The 21475-nt window shown below is 56.6% G+C and carries 13 protein-coding genes; 6 read left to right on the top strand and 7 right to left on the bottom strand.

What is annotated here, in order from left to right:
* Nucleotides 1-65 precede the first annotated feature (65 nt).
* The gene (locus ABSG47_RS08085) at nt 66-1076 is read right to left on the bottom strand and encodes a hypothetical protein (RefSeq protein WP_424168672.1); all 1011 of its coding nucleotides are present in this window, start codon (nt 1074-1076) and stop codon (nt 66-68) included.
* A gap of 192 nt (nt 1077-1268) precedes the next feature.
* Here ABSG47_RS08085 and ABSG47_RS08080 point away from each other — a divergent pair, with 192 nt between their 5' ends.
* The 3 genes from ABSG47_RS08080 to ABSG47_RS08070 all read left to right on the top strand — a co-directional run bounded on the left by ABSG47_RS08080 (nt 1269) and on the right by ABSG47_RS08070 (nt 9197).
* The gene (locus tag ABSG47_RS08080) at nt 1269-2636 is read left to right on the top strand and encodes a glucoamylase family protein (protein WP_424168670.1); all 1368 of its coding nucleotides are present in this window, start codon (nt 1269-1271) and stop codon (nt 2634-2636) included.
* A 288-nt stretch (nt 2637-2924) separates the two neighbouring features.
* Complete coding sequence (locus tag ABSG47_RS08075) at nt 2925-4673, top strand: ABC transporter ATP-binding protein (protein WP_424168668.1); 1749 nt, start codon at nt 2925-2927, stop codon at nt 4671-4673.
* A 216-nt stretch (nt 4674-4889) separates the two neighbouring features.
* The gene (locus ABSG47_RS08070; protein ID WP_424168666.1) at nt 4890-9197 is read left to right on the top strand and encodes a glucoamylase family protein; all 4308 of its coding nucleotides are present in this window, start codon (nt 4890-4892) and stop codon (nt 9195-9197) included.
* Nucleotides 9198-9221: 24 nt separating this feature from the next.
* On the opposite strand, the gene ABSG47_RS08065 is transcribed toward ABSG47_RS08070, so the two are convergent.
* The 4 genes from ABSG47_RS08065 to ABSG47_RS08050 form a co-directional block, all read right to left on the bottom strand.
* Complete coding sequence (locus tag ABSG47_RS08065) at nt 9222-10739, bottom strand: GH39 family glycosyl hydrolase (protein ID WP_424168664.1); 1518 nt, start codon at nt 10737-10739, stop codon at nt 9222-9224.
* A gap of 101 nt (nt 10740-10840) precedes the next feature.
* Nucleotides 10841-14410: a carboxypeptidase-like regulatory domain-containing protein gene (locus ABSG47_RS08060; RefSeq protein WP_424168662.1), complete on the bottom strand. Its 3570-nt coding sequence runs from the start codon at nt 14408-14410 to the stop codon at nt 10841-10843.
* Nucleotides 14411-14853: 443 nt separating this feature from the next.
* A complete protein-coding gene (locus tag ABSG47_RS08055) occupies nt 14854-15858 on the bottom strand; it encodes an acyl-CoA desaturase (RefSeq protein WP_424168660.1) in 1005 nt (334 codons plus the stop codon).
* Between the two features lie 154 nt (nt 15859-16012).
* On the bottom strand, nt 16013-17581 hold the full coding sequence (locus ABSG47_RS08050; protein ID WP_424168658.1) for a hypothetical protein: 1569 nt from the start codon (nt 17579-17581) through the stop codon (nt 16013-16015).
* 41 nt (nt 17582-17622) lie between these two features.
* Here ABSG47_RS08050 and ABSG47_RS08045 point away from each other — a divergent pair, with 41 nt between their 5' ends.
* The 3 genes from ABSG47_RS08045 to ABSG47_RS08035 all read left to right on the top strand — a co-directional run bounded on the left by ABSG47_RS08045 (nt 17623) and on the right by ABSG47_RS08035 (nt 19467).
* On the top strand, nt 17623-18099 hold the full coding sequence (locus tag ABSG47_RS08045) for a peroxiredoxin (protein WP_424168656.1): 477 nt from the start codon (nt 17623-17625) through the stop codon (nt 18097-18099).
* A gap of 65 nt (nt 18100-18164) precedes the next feature.
* A complete protein-coding gene (locus ABSG47_RS08040) occupies nt 18165-18809 on the top strand; it encodes a DNA-3-methyladenine glycosylase (protein WP_424168654.1) in 645 nt (214 codons plus the stop codon).
* 127 nt (nt 18810-18936) lie between these two features.
* Complete coding sequence (locus ABSG47_RS08035; protein WP_424168652.1) at nt 18937-19467, top strand: c-type cytochrome; 531 nt, start codon at nt 18937-18939, stop codon at nt 19465-19467.
* A gap of 105 nt (nt 19468-19572) precedes the next feature.
* On the opposite strand, the gene moaC is transcribed toward ABSG47_RS08035, so the two are convergent.
* Both moaC and ABSG47_RS08025 read right to left on the bottom strand, forming a co-directional pair.
* Nucleotides 19573-20058 carry a cyclic pyranopterin monophosphate synthase MoaC gene (gene moaC / locus ABSG47_RS08030; protein ID WP_424168650.1) on the bottom strand — a complete coding sequence of 162 codons (486 nt, stop codon included), beginning with the start codon at nt 20056-20058 and terminating at the stop codon, nt 19573-19575.
* An 8-nt stretch (nt 20059-20066) separates the two neighbouring features.
* Nucleotides 20067-21299 carry a molybdopterin molybdotransferase MoeA gene (locus ABSG47_RS08025; protein ID WP_424168648.1) on the bottom strand — a complete coding sequence of 411 codons (1233 nt, stop codon included), beginning with the start codon at nt 21297-21299 and terminating at the stop codon, nt 20067-20069.
* Nucleotides 21300-21475 lie beyond the last annotated feature (176 nt).

The raw sequence follows: 21475 nt of genomic DNA, 5'->3' as shown, positions 1-21475 counted from the left end.
CCTGCTAAGGCGCAAATGCCGAAATGGACCACATTTAGACGGGAGAATGTTCAGATCGATCATCTTCAGAACCGGTATCCTGGCTTCATTTCGCACCGGTACACGGTGGACTTTTTTTCGTCTCCAGCTGTTCTTGATGTGCATGTGGCCCAGCTCAGATAAAGCTCCGGCCCTAGCGGGAAGATCATCGGCTGGCCATTAACATCCGCCTCAATGCTTAATCCTTCTTTGCTTTCCGGAAGCGTAAAATTAAATGCGCGATCATACATCACCGGATAAGACTGGCGCACGCTTGAGGCCAGCGCGGTATGAAAGACCTCTGCTTCTACAAGAAATGTAGTCGTATCTGACCAGTTAAGCGCAGAGGCAGTAATCATGCGGCCTCCCTGTGTAAAGCCGCTGCTATCGATGCGCGTAAATGGGCATGGCCCAGCAATGCAAGACGCGCGGACATTCCGGAATTCATTATCTTGCCCCGCATCCAGCTTTACCGAGTCGGACGTCGCCTTCCATTCACCGTCCGGAGAGCATGGAGCTTGCCGCCTGCAAGGGATGTCACCGCGATTGACCACCTGAAACGTCTTGACCACGCTGCCGATGTTGTCCGCCTGCTGCGAGTGCACGGTATAGCGGATTCGAATGTTCGACACGATTGTGAGTGGGCCGCCGGACTCGGTTCTGGCAGGCTGAGGAATCGGCTCCATGGCTGCAATCACCAGCCTTCTCATCGTGGAACGGTAAGCCATCTTGAGATCCATGTCTAGCGGCTCATAATCATCATCTCGAAATGTCAGGTCAACCGTCTGCCCTGGCCAAATGGGCTCAGGAAACCTCAACTCGAAATATCCGGAAGCATCCGTACGCCCGTTAGCAGTCATTGTGCCTCGTGTCCCGGTTACCACTACACCGGCAATGGGAAGCTCTTTGCTCACATCCGCGTCGTGGCGTATCACCGCGCCCCGAATCACGGAAAGATGCGGGTGCCAGATGTGCAGGCGCCAGACAAGAATCGCGGCAACTGCTGCAGCCACGGCCAGGACGACGACGATAAGGATGATTTTTTTGCTTTTGCGCACTCTTTCATCCTGCTTCATGGGACTTGGACGCATTCGCGCCGGAATTTGCTGCCCGCTTAGCTTACCCGGAGGCGTATTTTTGAATCTAAGGTTTTGGCCCCCACGCTTTCAGGCCATCTGCGGATGCGTTCGTAAATTCTTACGTGCTGGTTATATGGACGGATGAGACTGCCTAAATTAGACGAAAAACGATTGAAAGAAAGCCTGGATGTCTCTCGCCGCAGGCTGTTGCGGCAGATGGCAGGCCTCTCGCTTGTCCCGTCACTCGCCCAGGTAGCAGCAATAGAAGCGCTGGCTCAGCGGGCCAGCCAGCATGAAAAGCAGCCTCCCACGCCGCCGGTGGAATCTCCCTTCACGCCGGAGGAGGAACAGTTCCTTGATGATTTGGAGCACGCAAATTTTCTATTCTTCTGGGAACAAGGGAATCCGACGACGGGGCTGATCAAAGACCGCTGTAATGTGCGCACCACGGACAAGAGCGTCGCGGCCAGCATTGCCTCCACCGGATTTGGCCTCACAGCTATCTGCATTGCAGAAAGGAGAGGCTTTATCAGCCATGCGGATGCGCGCCTGCGCGTGCTTCACACGCTGTCCTTTCTCTGGCACAAACTCCCCACGCATCGCGGCTTCTTCTATCACTTTGCCAATATCAACACCGGCGAGAGAATCTGGGATTCGGAAGCCTCGTCCGTCGATACAGCCATTCTCTTGTGCGGAATCCTTACGTGCGGCCAGCACTTTGAGGACAAAGACATCCGCGAACTGGCTCACGCTATCTTCGATCGCGTGGATTGGACGTGGCTCTCTGAAGATACAACCCTGCTTTCGCATGGATGGACACCCGAGATGGGCTTTATTCCTTCCCGCTGGGATCTGTACAGCGAGCTGATGATGATGTACCTGCTCGGCATGGGTTCCACCACGCATCCGCTGCATAGCGAAGCATGGTTTGCCTGGAAGCGCACAACGTTTGAATACGACGGCATGCGCTATGTCGGCTCCTTCGCGCCACTGTTTGTACACCAGTATTCGCAGGCGTGGTTTGACTTTCGCAACAAGCGCGATCAGTACGCGGATTACTTTCAGAACTCAGTCATCGCCACGGACGTGCACAGGCGGTTCTGCATTGAGCTTAATGTGGATTTTCCTGACTACAGCAACGCGCTGTGGGGAATTACGGCCTCTGATTCCCCACATGGCTATGTTGCCTGGGGTGGTCCACCTGCAACCGGTCCCATTGACGGCACCGTTGTTCCCTCTGCCGCCGGCGGGTCACTACCTTTTATGCCGCATGAAACCCTGCGCGTGCTGCGAACCATCCATGATCACTACCCGAATGCCTGGAGCCGCTACGGCTTTGTCAATGCATTCAATCCGCTGACTGGCTGGTACGACACCGATGTCATTGGCATTGATACAGGCATCACGATGCTCATGGCCGAGAATACCCGCACCGGATTTGTGTGGGAGACGTTCATGAAGAATCCCGAGGCGCAGCGCGGTATGACGACAGCCGGCTTTAACCCCTACACGCCTGAGTCTTCACAGAAATCCTCCTGACGAGCCGGGACGGAAAAACAACATTCGGCGGATAAACCGCATCATATGTGCCATCACAGGGAATCTGGCGCTGGCGCGCAGGATCGCGCAGCGTGATCCTCTGTGTGAACGAATCCAAAGAACTCGCGCCATACATAAAACTGGTCGCGCAGGGTGACAAGGGGTCGTTTTACAACTATGAGTCGCCCTACAAAAGTTGATTCAGATAGCCACGCTGACACTCAAGGCTCTCAGCGCCCACGCGGCGCATGGGCCGATCGTCTGGCAGCGCTTAAAAATATTCCTCCCGTGCTTCATTTCGTCTGGGAGTCGGGTCCTCACATCGTTTTCTGGAATATTTCCATCCGCATTCTAGTTGCGTTTCTCCCCGTAGGCATCGGCATTATCGGCCGATTCATCATTGACGGCGTAAACCGCATCGTGCAGCACCAGTCTCTGCCGCAGCATTTCTGGTGGCTGGTCATCGCAGAGATGGTTTTGGCAGTGCTCACAGGCGCGCTATTGCGTGCCGTGGATTACTTTGACAATCTTTTGGCTGATCGCTACACGCATCACGTCAGCGTCGAGGTTATGCGGCAGGCCGCGGCTCTCGACGTTACCGCGTATGAAGATCCGGTCTTCTATGATCGCCTGGAACGCGCCCGTGTACAGGCTACAGACAGGCTGGCCATGATCCAGCAAATGGGACGGCTCATCCAGCAGACAGTCACTGCACTGGCATTTTCCGCAGTACTTGTTCGCTACTCTCCAATTCTTCTGCTGATTCTCATCGCTGGAATCATTCCGGCATTTCTCGGCGAAAGCCACTTTGCATTTCTGACCTACGCGAAAAATTTTCGCCAGACGCCGTTTCGCCGGCAGATGGATTATCTGCGGCAGGTGGGTGGAAGCAAAGAGGCCTCAAAGGAGTTGAAGCTCTTTAATCTGAGCAATTACCTCACGGAACGTTTCACCGGACTCTCGCAGCAAATTTACGAAGAGAATGTGAGCCTCAATCGCAGGCGTCTTTTCTGGGGCGGAGTGCTGTCCATTCTTGGGCAGCTTGGCTACTACGGAGCATACGCCTACTGCATTTTTCGCACCATTCAGGGACACTACACCATCGGCGACCTCACGCTGATCACCACAGCGATTCTGCAGGCGATGAGCAATATTCAGCAGGCATTCTCAACCGCATCCGGGGTTGCCGATCAGGCTCTGTTCCTCACCGACCTGCTTGCCTTCTTTGAGATGAAGCCGCGTGTTGCATCCAAGCCGAATGCGTTGCCCGCGCCGCACCGGGTTGTGCGTGGCTTTGAATTCCGCAATGTTTCTTTCACCTATCCCGGAACTGACCGCAGAATTCTGAGCAATTTCAACTTCACACTTTCACCCGGTGAACGCATTGCTCTGATTGGTGAAAACGGTCAGGGCAAGACAACCGTCGTCAAGCTCATCACACGCCTCTACGATCCGACAGAAGGCGAGATTCTTCTTGATGGCGTGGACTTGCGCGAATACGATCTTGCATCGCTGCATGCAGAGATCGGCGTGATCTTTCAGGATTTCATGCGCTATGAAATGACAGCACGCGAAAACATTGCGGTTGGCCGCATCGAGACGTCGCACACACAGCAAGAGATCGAGTTTGCCGCGCACCGGAGCCTTGCCAATGATGTCGTTTCCCGTCTGCATTCCGGCTACGACCAGATGCTGGGCAGGCGCTTTGAAGGCGGAGTCGATCTCTCCGGCGGCGAATGGCAAAAGCTCGCACTGGCGCGCGCCTATCTCCGCGATGCGCAATTACTGATCCTGGATGAACCGACAGCAGCACTTGATGCAAAAAGTGAACTTGAGGTTTTTGAGCGGTTCGCCGAACTAACCCAGGGCAAGATGGCCCTGCTCATCTCGCACCGCTTTTCTACAGTGCGAATGGCCGACCGAATTGTTGTACTGGAAGGCGGACGCATTGTGGAGCAGGGAACACACGCGCAACTGATTGCACTCGCTGGACGGTACGCGGAGATGTTCGAGATGCAAGCCGCCAGTTATCGATGAGGAATTATGACTTCGCTGGACTATTCTATTGAGCCACAAATTATGACTTCAGAAGCTGATGATCGATTCATTACTGAGGCTCGTGCAGTTGCCTCTCTGGAACCCATCCTGCGTCCGTCCACTCCCTGTACTTTTTTTGCGCGCGTTGATGCGGCGCGAAATTCCCTTAGACGCCTCGAGAAGGATCTTGCTGATTCGCCCGCTGCCAGGACATTGATGAACTCGCAACAAGGAGACGAGCGCGGTGCATTTCTTGAATTGCGCGCGAACTATCGTTATCTGCGGTCTGCGCTCTTCGCCATCTCCGACGCGCGTTCGCGTCTGATCCGGCTTCCGCGCGCGGTTCTGAATTCCGGGTCCGGCACTCCGCGTACCGCTGTACTGACAGACCGCTATCTTCGTGCCGTCGATTACGTCTTCACCGGGGAAACCTTTCGGACCTTCATAGAGACGATTCAGGCGCATGAGCCTTTCACGCTGAAAGAGCTGTGGGCGATTCCACTCTTTCTCCGTTTCTCACTTCTCGATGTCATCCTGGGCGATGCACAGGCTCTATTGCTCGCACAGGGATCGGCACAGGATTCCTTTTCAGCATCTTCTATCCTGGCGCAAGTCAAGGGCCTGAAGGCAATGACGAATACCGACTGGCAGTTCCTGATTGAACCGCTGATTGAATTTGACAGCGTGCTGCGCCAGGATCCTGCCGGGGCATACTCCGCGATGGACTTCACAACACGCGAGATGTACCGAAAGCACGTGGCATTCGTCGCGTATCACTCCGACTGCAATGAATCGCAAGTGGCGTATGAAGCTCTTCTGCTTGCGCGTGAGGGAGAAAAAGAGACGGCGTCTGACCCGCGAATCCGCATGCGCCAAGTTCATGTGGGTTATTACATTCTTGACAATGGATTTCCGGCGCTGGCAGAGCGCGTTAACTTCCATCCCCCTGTTCCATGGCGCATCCGGGAGTTTGTTCGAGCAAACGCCGACGATTTTTATATCAACGGCATCCTTATTCTTACCGTCTTTATCATCGCTGCGGCACTGTTCCCCGTGCTTGTTCATTTTTCCGGCATGGCCGCGATGCTCACCGCAATCGTATTTCTTTTGCTGCCCGCCACGCAGGCCGCAGTCGATCTCGCAAATCGAACAATTACCGCTTTCTACGAGCCGCAGACACTTCCAAAGCTCAACTTCGATAAAGGAATCCCCAGCGAATTCTCCACGCTCGTCGCAGTTCCGTCGCTTCTGCTCAACGAAAAGCAGGTTCGCAAGCTCGCCAACGATCTTGAGGTGCGTTATCTTGCTAATCGCGATCGCAGCCTGCACTTCGCGTTACTCTCAGATCTCGCGGATTCCACGAGCAAGCCTAATGAAAACGATTCTCATCCGCTCGTTGAGCTTGCTGTGCGGTTGATTGACAATCTGAATGACAAATACCGCTCCTCCGGAAGCAAACCATTTCTGCTGCTCCACCGTCACCGCCGTTTTAACGTTCGGGAGGAAGTATGGATGGGATGGGAGCGCAAGCGCGGAAAACTGCTCGACCTGAACAAGCTTCTGGCAGGCGTCTATGATGCTTTTCCGATTAAGGCCGGCCCGCTGAATGTGCTGCATCAGGTGCGCTATGTTCTCACCCTGGATTCCGACACGCAGCTTCCGCGCGGTGCTGCGGCGCAGCTCGTTGGCGCAATGGCTCACCCCTTGAATCAGGCAGTCATCGATCCTGAGCAGCGCGTTGTCACCTCAGGCTACGGCATACTGCAGCCCCGCATCAGCATCACGGTACGATCCGCAACACGTTCCCGTCTCGCTGCCATCTTCTCCGGGCAGAACGGCTTCGACATCTACACACGCGCGATGTCCGACGCTTATCAAGACCTCTTCGGCGAAGGCATCTTCACCGGCAAGGGTATCTATGAAGTGGCGACGCTTCATGCCGCGCTCAACAATCGCTTCCCACGGAATGCGCTTCTGAGCCACGATCTGATTGAAGGCGCCTATGCGCGCGCTGGACTCGTAACCGATGTCGAATTGATTGAAGACTATCCTTCGCACTATAGCGCCTATAGCCGCCGTGAGCACCGTTGGGTGCGCGGCGACTGGCAGATTGCACAATGGATGTTTTCGCGCGTTCCCGACGAGTCGGGCCACAGCGTCTCCAATCCTGTCTCTGCTATCAACCGTTGGAAGATCTTCGATAACCTGCGGCGTTCGCTGCTCGACACATTTGTCTTGCTGCTGATTGTTGCCGGTTGGTTGGGCCTTCCAGGCGGACCCGTTTACTGGACCATTCTTTCTGTACTGTTGTTTATCTTCCCGTCAGTCGTTGAGCTCGCATTCGGCATAATCCGGGCAATGACAACCGAACACAAAGGCGAACTGGGAGAAACCATATCCGGCTTCTGGCGCTCACTGCTCGTTGCCCTTCTCCATCTTGTGCTTCTTCCGCATAAAGCGCTGTCTGCCTTTGATGCAATTGTGCGTTCTCTTATCCGGCGCTTCATTACTGGCAAGCGGCTGCTTGAGTGGGAAACAGCGGCACAAGCCGAATCGGACGGCGGCTCTGGAAGCACGCCCGTCGATCGTTATCTCGCATTGGTTCCACTGATCACCCTCGGCATTGCCGCCTTGGTCTGGTTCTTTTCTCCGCACCATAGAGCTATTCTTGTTGCGGCTCCACTGCTTGCCTTGTGGCTCATTGGAATTCAGGTTGCGGCCTGGCTGAACCGTCCTCCCCATCCGGACAAACAGCTTACCGGAGACGACAAAGAGTTCCTGCAGGCCCACGCTCTCCGTATATGGCGATACTTTCATCAGTTCGGCGCCGAGGGACACAATTATCTGATTCCCGACAACGTCGAAGAAGAAGGCGAAGTAGAAGCAGCTCGCGTCTCGCCCACAAACATCGGCCTGCTTCTCAACGCGCGGCAGTCTGCTTATGATCTCGGTTTTCTCACAGCGCCTGAGTTTGCGGATCTTACTGCGCGCAGTCTGACCACCATCGCGCGTCTCGAAAAGTTCCGCGGACATCTGTACAACTGGTACGACACCAAAACTCTTCAGCCGCTCGGCGACGCTCAGTTTGTGTCCACGGTCGATAGCGGCAACTTCGTGGCCTCGCTCTACACGCTGCACGCCGGCACGCTTGACGTCATGGCGCGTCCGTTGATCGAACCGCGTCTCTGGGGCGGTCTGCGTACGCATTGGCGCATGTTGCGCTCGCTTGACGCCATGCCGCCTACGCTTGTAAAACTCGGCATTCCAAATCCGAAGACCTTCACAACAGATTGGGCAGCATGGCTGCTCTCTGCTCAGACCGCCATCGTGGGCGCGCCTTCTGCAAAGAAGGGAAAGCCCGGCGCGGCATGGTGGCTGGCGGAAATGCAAAACCGGATAGCGCAGCTTCGCGCCATCTTCCGCGACTATCTGCCGTGGATGCTTCCGGAATATAAGTCCGTGCGCACGCTCTCAGGATTCCAGTGGAATGAAGAGGCTGGAACGCTCTCCATCCAGGCTGCGCTCGTGTTTGCTGAAACTCTCAGTGCCCGTCTTTCTGACTACGCCGAGAAGTTCGCTTCCGATACGGTCCTGGCCCGGCTCTCCGAGCAGCTGCAGGCCGCACTGCGCGCGGCAATCGGCAATCTCCGTTCCTTAGCAGACAGCCTGCAAGCTGTTGCGCGTGAATCCGAGCGCGTCGCTGAGGAAACTGAGTTCGCATTTCTCGTCGATCCCGATCGTCAGATTCTCTCCATCGGCTATGAGATGTCTGCGCAGAAACGGCATCAGGCCTGCTATGACATGATCGCCTCAGAAGCACGCATCTCCACGTTCCTGGCCATTGCCCGCGGTGATCTTTCGCAGCAAAGCTGGTTCAAACTCTCCCGCGATCACGTCCATGCTTATAATCGCTTTCTTCTTCTCTCGTGGAGCGGAACCATGTTTGAGTACCTGATGCCTGCGCTGTGGACGCGCAGCTTTCCAGGTACGCTCCTTGCAAATACGCAATCTGCGGTGGTGCATGTACAGCGCGCCTTTGCTGAAAAGCTGGGCCTTCCCTGGGGCATCTCTGAGTCCGGTGGCGCCACCAGAAATGATTCAGGCCATTATCACTATCAGGCCTATGGCATCCCGCGCATCTCGGCCTGGGGTGAGGCATCGGCTGGACCTGTTATCTCGCCGTACTCTACATTCCTTGCTCTGAACATAGACACGCCTGCAGCAATTCAGAATCTCCGCAGAATGGAATCCGCTAAATGGCTCGGCGCTTTTGGACTCTACGAAGCCGCTGACTATACTGCCTCGCGTCGCTCGCCCGCCCTTGTTAAGGAGTGGATGGCGCATCATCAGGGAATGTCACTGCTGGCGATTACAAATCTTCTTTGTGACGATGTTGTGCAGCGGTGGTTTCACGCGAATCCGCTCGTGCAAGCCACGGAGTTGCTTCTGCATGAGACGCCGGTACGAAAGTCCACGCTGCGAGCGCGCATGAAAGAGCTTGCTCCTCTTGGCGCAGGCAACTGAGCCAACGATTGCCGCGACTCGTTCTCACATCTGAATTTCGATCAGCACCAGCGCATTCGGCATTAGCGTCAGCTTAAGTCTTCCTGCCTGCAGCCGAGTTTCCTCTGGCGCGGTAGGAGCGGTTGCGCGATTCAATTGCTCTACCTGCGCCGGCGTGGGACTTAGCGGGCTCCCAATGGCCTTATATGCTTTCAGCACATTGCCATGATCGTCATCGACTCTTTCAATGGAGACGCGAGCATCGGCAGGCAAGCCTCGAAAGACCAGATCCATCGTCTTCGTCTCGCCTGTCTGTCCAGGATCAACCAGGTTCCACGCGGCTATCGCAAGCCCTCCGCTCTGTGTCCGCGTTACAAGCACATCGTTGGATGTAGCAGACAAGCGCTCCGTACCCAGTTGATGCAATAGGCCGTAGTCATAGTAACTCGGCTTATTGATACCACCCTCGGCTCGCAGCCCGAACATGCCGATGAATGGCTTCGAAATAGGACCGCCCTCTTCGAACACATCCGAGAAGGTCCAGAACGACATCATCTCCACCGTCCCATCGCACTGGCGAATTGTATTCGCAAGCGCCGGCCCCACAAATGTCGTATCGCGCGACTCGTTCATTCCCTGCACATTCCACTCAGTCCAGAAAAGCGGAAGATTCGGCTGCGCTGAGGTGCGAATCTCGGTCCTCACCTTAGCTACTGCCTTGCACACGCGTTCATCCATAGGCACATCTTCCTTTGTGCCAAAGAGATCCTCCGCCGTATCGTCCGCGTACCCATGCGTTGTCACAAAATCCACCGGAACGTGATTCTCGGCAGCGTATTTCAGAAACTCCGGAATCCAGTGTGCCGCAGCCGTTGCCGGGCCGCCCACACGCAACCGGCTGTTGACGGCCTTAAGATCACGCGCCGTATGTGCGTATAGCTCAAAATACGATTTATCTCTCGGAATCCCATTCCAGAAATCGATATTCGGCTCGTTCCAGACCTCGAAGTACCACTGCGCCACTTCATCTACTCCATAGCGGTCGACAAGATGTTGCGCGAAATGACGCATCAAATCATCCCATCGTTCCATGCTCTTCGGTGGTGAAACATTCTGTTTGTACCAGAACGGATGCAGCGCATCCGGATTGAAGGCCAGCTTCTTCGGCATAAAGCTGATCTCCACAAATGGACGCACACCATCTTTCAGCAAGCCATCGTAAATCTGATCCACATACGCAAAGTTGTAAACCGGATTGCCATGCTCATCTTCGTTATAAACTCCTACTTCATCATGCAAAATCGCATGAAATCGAACGTAGTGAAAATCGGCAACCTGCTTCACCGCCCGTAAATCCTCGCGATAGCTCTCGCGCAGCGACAAGATGGCGCGCCCTGAGCCAAACATCTGCTCCCAGAAATGCGGAAACGGCTTTGCAACCGACTGTGCATCAATCTCGATCCTCTGCTGCGCAGGCGCCGCAAGCCCTGCCGCTGCCGATAACGCAAACAAGAGCGCAGCGCTGCGCAAAACGCCTAGTGGAAGCGTGTCAAATCTCTTCAAACATACCCTCGCATTCCCGTCTTTGCGGAATCATCCTAAATAAACATGCGGAGGGATTGATGCCTCCCTCCGCATGACACAGAATCATTCGCCCAAAATACTCAGAAGCTAAAGCGCGCCTGAAAATCAATGATTCTCGACCCGAGCGCTCCCGAAGCCTGGCCCAGATTGCTGCTGGTAACGCTAGTCGAGATCGTGCTGGGATTGATGTTCAACAGATTGAACGCATTCAGCATGTTCGCCTTGATCTCAATCCTGGCGTTTTCGCCGAGCACACGCATATTTGGCAGTCCAAAGGATTTCGCAAAGTTCAGATCGATATCGCGATAACGAGGACCGGGAAATGTATTGCGGCCAATTCCCGGTGGAGGAATAAATGCGGCTGCAGTCTGCCCCGGATTGTCTGCAATCGCATTTGCATAATTGGGAACGGAGAAGTAATTGTTCATGAACTGATCGGGGGCGGGATTGGGAGTGCCGGGGTTGGAAAAGTTGCTTCCTGTCTTGAAGGCACTGTTGCCGGTATCCTTGCCGGCTCCACCACGATAGGATGGGCGCAGGTTCTGGAACCCATAGTTGCACTCGTTGCAGTAAATCTGGTGTCCCAGGTTATAAACCGGCGTCCAGCCAAACCCGGAGTGGAGAGTCATGATGCCGCTGAGCGTCCATCCGCCTACAACCTTCTCAGCCCAGTTATGTTCGCCACGAAAGATAACTGGCTGCCAGATACCAAAGAGCTTGAAGTTATCCGTGATGTCGAAATCGGATCTCCCATACGTGTAAGCAGTGTTGTACAGATAGGCATCTCGAAAATATGGCCCTGAGTTGGTATCGAAGCTGTGCGCCCAGGTGTACTGCGCTTCCACGGAGAAGGTTCGCGAGAATTCATGCTTGATGCCGGATAGCATCATGTTGTTGTTCGATTTACCCTGGCTGCCGAAGGTATCGATGCTGCTGACCAACGGATTCAGCCCGGCGCCATTGATGATTCCGTATGCATTCGAGTCGTAGTTGTATATCAGGTGGCGGCTTGTGCTGCCGATATAACCCAGGTTAGCGACCCACCTGTGCCCTAAATCGACCTGGGTTTCAAGCGAATAGTGGTACGTATACTGCGTGGGCATATTGCCAGGCAGGGCGCCAATGTTTGCGCCGCCTACAGCCGGCAGGCCGGCGGAGTTAAATGTGGTAATCGCATTTGGGTTCACCGGGTAGCCGGTAATATCATCCGGATTGCTTGAGGGTTGATAAAGAATATTTGGATTGATATTCGTCGGGCCTGTGCTGGTGCCTGGAACAGAGCTGGTGCCCGGCGGATTGCCATCATAAATGTTCGCGGTGGCGATCTGCTGCTGGTTGTAATTCAGCCCAAAGCCTCCGCGAACGTCCACTTTGCCTTTGAATTGCGAAGGGCTCCAGTTGAATCCAAGCTGCGGCCCAAAGTTAAGCTTCTGCGCATTCCAGGCGTTGATTCCGGTGCGTATCGTAATTCCGGTCAGCAGGGCGGTTCCGCTGCCAAACCTGAGAACACCCATATTGTTGTCCTTGTCAGTCATCGCGCCGAAATAGGAGTAGCGAATACCCGCGTTCAAGGTCAGGTTAGGGCTGGCCTTCCAGTCATCCTGAAAGAAGATGCTCCACATATTCTCGCGATTGTCGTTGCGGAAGCCGCCAGGAAGACCCGTGGTCGCCTGGAACGCTCCGTTTTCCGCCTCGGGTGCATCGTTTAGAAAATCCCAGATGTTATAGAAGGTATAGTTAGGCGCACCGATTGGGTCATTCAGATAGTAAAGCCGGGTAAAGTCAAAGCCGAACTTCATTGTCTGACGGCCGACTATCTTGGTGGCGACGTCCTTGTAACCATAAGTCCATTGGTCCAGAACGTCGGGGGTTGGGACGCCCCACCCGCCAATGCTGATGCTGCCAATCTGCGCGGGACCAGATGTAAAGAGTTGATCTTGAGGCAAGCCAAATGGAGCCTGCGGATTGCTCGCAAGCTCGTTGTAACGCCAACCCGCCGCGTTGGCGCGGGCTTCATTCAGGAATGTCGGCGAAAAAGTGTGATTCCAGATCACCGAAAAAGCGTTATTAGTCTGCGTGTGATTGAAGAATTGATAAGCATACGCTCCGTTATAACGGCTATAGGATACCGGAACCCAGTAGATTGCAAATGCGGCGTGATCCTTGGCGGTTACATCGGCGTCGAGGCGCCCATTGTATTGTTTAAAGTCGCTGCCGGTGGGATCGCTTATGGTGTATTGAGTAATATCGGCAACATTGGAGAGCCCACTGCCGACACCGGGAGTTGCCGAGTTCTGATACGTGAGATCCTGAGTGCCCAGTGCGGTGGTCAGCGGTGAGCCAATGTTCAGGCCCTGTCCGGCAATCGTTACGCAGGTTGTTGCAGTCAGGCCCGCGTCGCCGCAGGTTACATTGGTGATCGGCGTGCCTGAAACAGCCGATCCCTTGAAACTGAGGTATTGGGCAGCAATGCTGCTCGCCGGGGCCAGACCGGCAAACGCAGTAGTCGGATACCACTCCAGGCTGGTTGCCGGAATCGTCTGGCTTTGACCTTCATAGGCGAAAAAGGCAAAAACCCTGTTCTTCCAGATTGGGCCGCCAACGCTGCCGCCAAGCTGATTGTAGCGGTCTTCATCACGGAGCAGACCACGCTCGGCGGGCGTCTCTGATTCTCCGCTCGTCTCTACGGATTGAGGTCCATTCCAGCGTTGATAGGCATTCAATCCGGGACGAGTAATCTGGGTGAAGAAGCTGCCGTGGACCGCATTGCTTCCGCTCTTGGAGGTGATCTCGGTCAATGCGCCGGTGAAGCGGCCATTTTCAGCGTCATAGGCGTTGGTGAGAATCTGAATGTTGCCGATCGAGTCTTCGCTCGGCGTAATGACCGTTGCACCACCCCACACGGCGCTCTCCGTGCTGATGCCGTCTACCGTATAACCGTTGGTATCGAACCGGCCGCCATTCGCGCTTGCGGAAGCGCCATTTTCTGTGGCAAAGATACTGCTGGAGTGCCCGAGATTACCGCCGCCTCCCGACGCCACGTTAGTTTGCGTTCCCGGAGCCTGAAATCCACCTCCACCAGCCGCCTGCGCGCCGTCCGCCAGCACTCCAGGCGCCAGTCGAATGAGGGCGGTTGCGTCGCGTTCGTATACCGGCATGTGCTGGACCTCATTATCAGAGATTGTCCGGCCGAGTGTGGCACTCTCTGTGTCGATAAGCGGAGACTGTGAAGCATCCACAGTCACAGTCTGCGCAACACTTGCCACATCGAGCGCAATATTCAGCGCATTGGCCTGCTCCGGAATGATCTGCACATTGTTGAGAACCTTGGTCTGGAAGCCGTTCATTGTGACGGTTAAAGTGAACCGGTCTGCCGGAAGCGCATTGAAGTTAAACACGCCGGTTCCGTCACTGATTCTTACCTGTTTCTCATTGGTGGAGTTATTGACGAGCGTAAGTGTGGCTCCGGGAATAACTCCGCCTTGTGTGTCCGTTACCACGCCCTGGATGGAAGCGCGATATTGCGCGCCGGCAAACGGCACAAATGCCAGAAGAGCCAGGGTGGCCAGCGCCGCATGCGCTTTCAATGCCTTCAGGATGGAATGGGGGAAATGAATAGCCTCGAAGTGTGCTTGCAGGGGGAGTAACATGCTAATTTCTCCTTGTCATTGCTCGCTTGCGTCACAGTACTTGCAATTCCGGAGCCCCGCTCTCGATCATGGTTGCGGGTAGAACCGGGATAGTTTTTCTTCGCATACGACTACTTACTGAGCCACTTATGCTCGTAGTCAAGCTACATTCGATTGATTGTTACCACCTGTTTATTCACACTGTCAATTCAGGGAAATACAAGAGGAACCTTCTTATTTAGCCAGTGTGGAGTTACCAACCAACCCGCCAAACTAAATCTGAATCACAACACCTAATCGTGAGTTATGACCTTATATCTTCCGCATATCTATATATAGCGAAACACTGAATCAGTCTTACAAAGCCCGCACGGACACCGACGCGGAAAGTCACCGGCAAAAATAACAAAGCCGCAGACCCGGATGGGCTGCGGCTTTGTTATTTCGAACTGAACTCTGTTGTTTTACATTCCTGCCGGCCGCGGGTCCTGTGGATCATACTGCGCTACTTTGATCTTCCGCGCCAGGCCCAGCTTCGAGAGAAGCCATATCCCCCAGAAATTCGGATCGATCTCATACCACTTGAGCCCGTGCCGCGCGCTCACCGGATGCGCATGGTGGTTGTTGTGCCAGCCCTCGCCGCCGGTCAGCAGAGCCACCCACCAACTGTTGCGCGAGTCATCTTTCGTCGGGAAGCGCCGGCTGCCCCACATGTGCGTCGCGGAGTTCACCAGCCACGTCGCGTGAAGCCCCAGCGTCACGCGAAGCCCTACGCCCCACAACACCATTGCAATCCCATTCAGCAGCCCGCCAAAATACCACCCACCCGCAAGCAGCAACACGCCGCTCAGCGTAATCGGAAGCCAGTGATACTTGCTCAGCCACACATGAAACTTGTCCTTTTTCAGGTCAGGTGAGTAGCGCTCCAGCACCTCGGGCTGTGAGTGCAGGGTCTGCCCAAAGATAATCCAGCCTGCGTGCGCCCACCAGCCACCCTCGTGCGGCGTATGCGGATCGCCCTCGTGGTCGCTGAGCTGGTGATGAACCCGGTGCGTGGAAACCCAGAAAATCGGCCCGCCCTCAAGCGAAAGCGTTGCGCACACTGTCATCACGTACTCCAGCCACTTGGGCACATGGTAGCCGCGGTGCGTCAGCAGCCTGTGGTAGCACATACCGATGCCCACATTGATCGCCAGAATGTAGAGAATCGCGGAAACCGCCAGCCGCTGCCACGTAAAGAAGAACAACGCCGCCAACGCTGCCACGTGAAAAGCGCTCATCGCCACCAGGGTGGTCCAATTCAACCCTTTGCCCACCATTGCCTTGCGGCCCATCTGCAGCTGTTCGCGGGCCGGAACAACATGCAGCACAACGCTGGCAGACGACCCAGGTGCGTTATGCAGCGGCTTGGCGGGAACAACTGTTGTTGTTTCGGTGGATGTGGTGGGGGCGGGTACGACGGTTGCCATTCGGTAGGTATCCTCACGCGAGTGGCATAATGTCCACTCTTTCATAAATTGTATCTGAGCATCTGCTGTCGTGCATCTACGTAAGCCCTATTTTCTGCTGCTCATAAGCGCCAGTACCGGTCCGGGCAAAGTTTTGCTTCTAGTTCCCACTCTCTTATTCCCCGCTCACCGATCCGTACGCGTTGCCATTTGTTACAAAAATCTGCTCCGCCACTCCGCGCGCCACACGATACAGCGCAAACTGCCGCTGCGTGGCCCCACGCAGCTCAAAGAGCAGTTCGCCGCGATTATCCGCCAGCGCGTCCACCGCATCCACCAGAATCATTCGCGGCGTCTCGTCCAGGTGCGCTGAATCCGCCACGTTTTTGAAGAGAACCCTAAGTCCGCCATAGAGATCCGGCTGTCCGATCAGCGTGACATACCGTTCCTTGTCCGGCCCATTCGGTACTCGCGCCGAAAACACCAGCGTCGCACCCGATCCATACGCCAGCTCGAAGGCCCGGAACTGCTCAGCCTCAAGCGCCACAGGCTCCGGAGCCGGCTTCCTGGTCTTCTTCGCAGCCGTTCCCGTCCCACTGCGCTTCACCGTGCTGCTTGAGCTCGCATTCGAACCTGCGCTGCTCGACGCGCCTGAAGTTTTGGCCGGACTCTGTGCCTGCCCCGGCAACTGCAGAGCAATCCGCGCCTGGTCCTCCAGCGCCTCCTTCATCTTCTCTTCGTCATCCGGATTGGCCCATGTAAAGCCCCACGAATGATCGGGCTTGTCTTTCTGGTCGGAGACTCCCACCACCTGCCGCATATCCGTCGGCATCCCCATCAGGCTCGGCAACACCTTCAGGCTCTTCGAGTTATCCTTACCCCGCTGGAGCCGCGGCCGGTCCGGATCACTGATATTCGGCAGGGCGTCCGCGTGCCCGATGTCCTCATCATCCGGGTTCTTTGCTTTTTTCATCACCGGCCGGTCGCTGCCGGATTGTCCGGAACTGCTTCCCGAGCCATTCCCGGCGCTGCTACCGCTTCCCGCCGAATCATCCGAACTCTTCTTATGAAGCACCGGTCGGTCGGAATCATCCCCGGCTCCTGAATTTGTCCCTGCACTCGATCCCGAAGCCGGACTCCCACTTCCAGACCCGCTGCCGTTCGCACTGCCCTGCCCCGTTCCCGTCCCGCTGCTCTGCGGATCATCCGCATGCTTCTTCCGATGCAGCACCGGCTTATCGTCGTCTGCGCCGCTGTCGTCATCCAGCTTCGGCGTCGCCGCAAAGGCCGGCCTGGCCGCTACCGGAGCCTTCCACTCGCCGTATCCCACCCACGAGCCCATCTCCTGGCCCGCGTTCTTCACGTCAAACCGGCCTACCGTAGCCCCGTTCTTTGTCAGCAGGTACTCCACCTGGCCCGCCAGAGCCAGCGGCTGCGGACGCGCCAGGTAAAAACCCGCATCCTCCAGCTTTTCCCCGGTAAAAATCGAAATTGGAATCAGCCGGCTCGTCTTGATCTTCCCCGGTACGCCCGGCTTCGTCTCCTCGCCCGTCCACTCCAGCACAGCCACCGCGCGCAACGGCGGCGCATCCTTCGTTTTCCTGGCCGCCTGATTTGTCCCCTGGGCTGCCGGCTGATTTGTTCCTGAGCCGCCGTACTGCGCCCACGCACACGCACACGCCAGCAGCGCCGCCGATGACAGAGCAAGGCCGATTCGGAAATAATGGGCTCGGAAAGAATACAAACTGTACCTCACGTTCTTCATCCTACTCGAGGGGTTACGCTATGGAGCTGAATCAAAAAGTCACCGACTTCACTTTGCAGACCGACGAGGACAAAACTGTCAGTCTGTCCGATTACGCGGGCTCTCCTGTTGTTCTCTTCTTTTATCCCCGCGCCGATACGCCCGGCTGCACCATTGAAGCCTGCGGCTTCCGCGACCAGTTCAAGAAACTCCAAGCCGCCGGAGCCGTCATTCTCGGCATCAGCCGCGACACCGTCAAGGCGCAAGCCAAATTCAAGGCCAAATACGATCTCCCCTACACACTCCTTGCAGATTCAGACGAGAAAACGATCAATCGGTTTGGTCTCATACGAGATTCAACCATGTACGGCAAGCCAGTGAAGAAGGTAGCGCGAACCACTTACCTGATCGCCCCGGACGGCACGCTGGTTCACATCTTTGAAAATGTTAAGCCCGAAGGCCACGCTGAAGAGGTTCTTGCGCTCCTCACAGAGTGGAAGAAAGCCCACAAAGTCTAGCTATGCCTCGCACAAAACCGGTTATCCCAGATTCGTCTCTTCGGAACTGGGACAACTTTCCTCCAGTGCCCCGCTCCTTTTACGAACATCCTCCGGAACTCGTCGCGCCGCGCCTGCTGGGCAAGCTCCTCATCCATCGCGTCCAAGGCAAAATCCTTGGCGGCCGCATCGTCGAGGTAGAAGCCTACCTCGGTCCACACAACAATCCACCGGACCCCGCAGCCCACACCTATCGCGGCTCCACGCCGCGCAACGCCGTCCTCTTCGGGCCGCCGGGCTACGCCTACGTTTACTCCATCTACGGCCAGTACTTCTGCCTCAACGTCTCCTGCGAACCTGACGGCGTGGCTGGCGGGGTCCTCTTCCGCGCCCTGGACCCGAGTGTCGCCCCAGTCGACAGCTTTGAACAAATGGCACGCAACCGCGGCCTTGCCCTGGACGCTAAACCAAGCCTGCTCACCTCAGGCCCCTCGCGTCTCTGCCAGGCGCTCGGCCTCACGCGCGCGCAACACAACGGGCTCGACTTCACCAGCGAAGACTCGCCGCTGCAGATCCTCGATGAGGGAACCCCCGTCCTCGATCCGCACGCCGAGCTTCACATCAGCCCGCGCATCGGCATCAAGCACGCCATTGACTGGCCGCTCCGCTTCAGCCTCGCCGGTCACGACTGCGTCTCGGGCCCTCGCCGCGGCAATGGCACCAAAAAATAGCCCACTGCCTGCGAAACAGAATTTTGCGACGACATAAAAGTCTTTTGGCTGCACAAAATATCGAAACGTATCGCGTAGAATTTCGTCAGCTAGATCAGCGACTCAATCCGCGAGGGATCCTTCTATCTTGAAACGTACAGCCTTTGCCCTTTCCGCATCGGCCGCAGTGGTTGCGGCTGGCATTGTCTTCGCCTCAGCCATCAGCCCCGTAAACGCCGCACAGCAGCCCGACGCTCAACAACCAGCGACGCAGGCGCCCGCGCCACACGTCCATCCCCCGAATCCCACGCCCACCAATCTCCAGGTCCTGCCCAAGAACCTCACGGGCGACCAGGTTCACGAGATCATGCATAAGTGGGAGGCGGACCTTGGCGGAAGCTGCTCGACCTGCCATGCCGCCGACCCCAAGAACATTGGCCCCAACGGACGTCCGCGCCTCAACTACGCCGACGACTCCAAGCCGGAGAAAGCCACCGCTCGCCTCATGTACAAGATGACCGAGCAGATCAACTCCCAATACATCAGCAAGGTGGACAGCTCCGGCGCGCCGGTCACCTGCGGTACCTGCCATCGCGGTCATATCGAACCGCAGCCCTTCAAACCGGCCGTCGAAGATCACGATCATGACCACGATCATGCGGATCCGCCCAAGCAGTAAAGACAGCTCTTAGCTGTACGTTGCCGGTGTGGGCAGTATTCTCTGCACCGGCAACTTTTTTCTGCGCCATCCCGAAAGCCAATCCAGGCACAAGCAAGCTAGTTGCTAAGAGCTAATAGCTGCTCTCAGGAAATCCCCCGACTTGCCGCCCGTCTTCGACTCCAGCCGCACCTCGCGGATCACAATTCCCTTGTCCAGCGCCTTGGTCATGTCGTAGACCGTCAGAGCCGCCACGCTGGCTGCCGTCAGCGCCTCCATCTCCACGCCCGTCACGCCCACCGTCGCCGCCGTCGCGATAATCCGCACCCCACCGGCCACAATCTCCGCCCTCACATCCAAATGCGTCAGCGCGATCGGATGGCACATGGGAATCAGCTCGCTCGTCCGCTTGGCGGCCTGGATTCCCGCGAATCTCGCCACTTCCAGCGGATTACCCTTCGGATTTGCGGGCAGAGCCGCAAGCACGGCTTCGGAAAGTTCCACAAAGGCAGAGGCTGTGGCCGTTCGCCGCGTGGCCTCTTTGCCGCTCATATCCACCATCTTCGCTTCGCCGCTTTCGTCGTAATGCGAGAGTCTTCCTGTTTCAGCCATAACCGTCCTTAAAACTGCAGAATCTTCACGATCTCTTCCGATTCAATCCACTTCACGCCCTCCGGAACCACAACGAAGCAGTTCGCCTGCGCAAAAGCTGTAATATCTCCCGATCCCTGCGTCCCCACAGGTTCCACATTGCCTCCGGCATCGCAACATGCCGGGACAAAGCGCGTCAGCCCCGGATTGCCCTTAACTCCGCGCTCCAATTGCGCAAACGCAAAGCGGGGCAGCGTGTCTCCCCATCCCGCCAGTGCCGCGAGAACCGGCGCGGCAAAGAGTAGAAAAGTCGCCGTCGAGGAAATTGGATTTCCCGGCAGCCCAAAGACCGGCTGCGAAATTTCGCCGCGCTGAATCTCTCCGAAAACCACAGGCTTTCCCGGCTGAATCCTCGCTCCGGTGAAGTGAAACTTTGCTCCGAGTCGCGCCAGCGCCGGTTCCACCAGATCAAACCGTCCCGCCGAAACTCCGCCCGAAAAAATCACCATATCCGCCGCTGCCGTCGCATACAGAGCCTTATTCAGCGCCTCTGCCGAATCCCCAATTGCCGGCATCGTCACCGCGTGGCCTCCAAACTGCTCCACCAGCGCGGCCAGCATCGGTGCATTTGAGTTGCGAATCTGCCCCGGCCCTGGCTTCTCCGACACCGGCACCAACTCGTCACCTGTGGTAAGAATCATCACCCTGGGCCTGCGAAAGACATCAAGCTCGGCATGCCCGCATGCCGCCGCCGCAGCAATCTGCGCTGCGCCCATTCGCGTGCCCGCATACACAATCTGCTGGCCGGCGCGCGCCTCCGCGCCCGTCGGAACGATGTTCTCGCCCGCCTCCAGCCGCCTTGGTTCCATAAGCCGGATCGCGCCGTCGCCAGCCTCCACATGCTCCAGCATCACCACAGCGTCCGCGCCTGGCGGAACCGCCGCGCCCGTCATGATCTCCCACGCTGCTCCCTTGGCAAGCGACACCGCCGCCGGAGCTTCCCCTGCCCGCGTCGATCCCATTACCGGCAACGGCTCATGGCGATTCGCCTCCGACGCCCGCACCGCGTAGCCATCCCGCGTCGATCGCGGAAACGGCGGCATGTCATGGTCCGCCCGGATCGGCGCAGCAAGAACTCGCCCAGCGGCCTCACTCAGCGGCACTTTTTGTGTCTGCCGCACGGATGCCAGTTCCTCCGCGCGTGCCGCCACAATCGCCGCCGCTTCTTCGTAACTGAGCAAAGGATTGAGAGCCGAACTCATGGAAGAGATTCTAAAAGCAGAGAGCTCTCAGCCGCCCGCTTTAGAGCATTTCTCCTCTTGCTGTAGAGCGACCCCAGCCTGGCCGCAAAAACAAATACGCGGCGATACGCGATGAGGGTGGGGCGTCCGAACTTTATACCTTGGGGAGAGATGCTCTGATGTTGCGGCCTGGGGCT

The organism is Occallatibacter sp. (assembly GCF_049510455.1).
Taxonomy (GTDB): Bacteria; Acidobacteriota; Terriglobia; order Terriglobales; family Acidobacteriaceae; genus Telmatobacter.
Note: the sequence above shows the minus strand (reverse complement) of the source record. Positions and strands in the feature narration are given on the sequence as shown.